Source organism: Aurantimonas sp. A3-2-R12 (genome assembly GCF_036016755.1).
Classification (GTDB): domain Bacteria; phylum Pseudomonadota; class Alphaproteobacteria; order Rhizobiales; family Rhizobiaceae; genus Aurantimonas; species Aurantimonas coralicida_A.
The window spans coordinates 1-1,167 of record NZ_JAYXIH010000121.1 but is presented as its reverse complement, the minus strand read 5'-3'; the positions used below and the strand labels follow the sequence as shown (position 1 = coordinate 1,167).

2 protein-coding genes are annotated in these 1,167 nt (G+C 60.3%); both read right to left on the bottom strand.

The genetic code is table 11. The features are described from left to right. A partial coding sequence (locus tag VSX60_RS22320; protein WP_327626429.1) for a PLP-dependent cysteine synthase family protein occupies nucleotides 1-496 on the bottom strand: 496 nt, incomplete at its 3' end. Nucleotides 497-630: 134 nt separating this feature from the next. Continuing rightward, nucleotides 631-765: a hypothetical protein gene (locus tag VSX60_RS22315; protein WP_327626428.1), complete on the bottom strand. Its 135-nt coding sequence runs from the start codon at nucleotides 763-765 to the stop codon at nucleotides 631-633. Nucleotides 766-1,167 lie beyond the last annotated feature (402 nt).

The window sequence follows — 1,167 nt, the reverse complement described above, 5'->3', positions numbered from 1 at the left end:
TCTCGTGGATGCGGGCGTTGGCCTCTGTCTCGAACTGGCGGGCAAGGAACCAGCCGTTCGCTTCGGCCAGTTCCACAGCCTTGCGATACATGCCGACGCCCTTTTCCGCACGAGGTGTGAGCACGACCTTTGCACCCATCATCCGCATCAGCTTGCGGCGCTCGACCGAAAAGCTGTCGGCCATCGTCACCACCAGCGGATAGCCCTTCGCCGCACAAACCATGGCCAGCCCGATACCGGTGTTGCCCGACGTCGCCTCGACCACCGTCTGGCCCGGGCTAAGGCTTCCGTCCTGCTCAGCCTCCTCGATGATGCTGAGCGCCAATCGGTCTTTGACCGACCCCGCCGGGTTGAAAGCCTCGACCTTCACGTAGATGTCTACCCCGGCTGGCGCGAGTGAATTGATCCGAATCGCAGGAGTGTCTCCGATGGTTTCGAGGACGCTGGCGAAAAGCCTGCCGCGTCCCTGCGTTGTGCGTCTCGTTATGGCGTCCATTGCTTTTCTCCGTTCCGTTTTCAACGACCGTGGCCATTCCGGCCGACGCTTGCATTCTACCTTGGGTCCACTTGTGCGTGCTCGACGGGATGGTAAGGCCCGTCCTTCCAAGCAAACCAGCGAGCGGCAGTCGGTCAGTGCTGGTGTTCGGGTGGAGCGAACAAGATCAGTTCGACCCGATCGGCGCCTTCGACGTAAGCGTCATGCCCCGGAGGAATTCCAAAAAAGTCGCCCGTGCTGATGCGCGTCTCGACGCCCGTGTCGATCATGCGGACCACCAGCCTGCCCGATATGCAGTAGCGGGTGTACCGCATGGGCAGGAGTCGGGCGAGCCGAGCAGCGGCTTCTCGTCGGCCTCCAAGTCCATCCGGGTTCGAAGACCGCATGCATTCCTGCGCTGCCATTGGCCATCTTGACCATGGAGATGCCCCCGCGATGTCTCATGTCCATGAGATGATCGGGCGTTTCGAACCGTCCTGTTTCTATCGTATTTTCTTGCATCCGTTCCCCTTTTGGCTCTTCCGACGCCAGCACCATTGTAGGCGTTGAACCTAGGGTATTCACAGAGGTGGCTCGGTTTGTCTGAACAGGCTCGACGGCTTGATAAGTGGATCGTCTGCCGGGTTTTATGCCGCTGCGAGAAGCGGTTGATTGAAGTAGGCGTGGTCCGG

Coding starts and splice junctions, on each gene's coding strand:
- VSX60_RS22315 (WP_327626428.1), bottom strand. CDS start 765: ATGATCGACACGGGCGTCGAGACGCGCATCAGCACGGGCGACTTTTTT.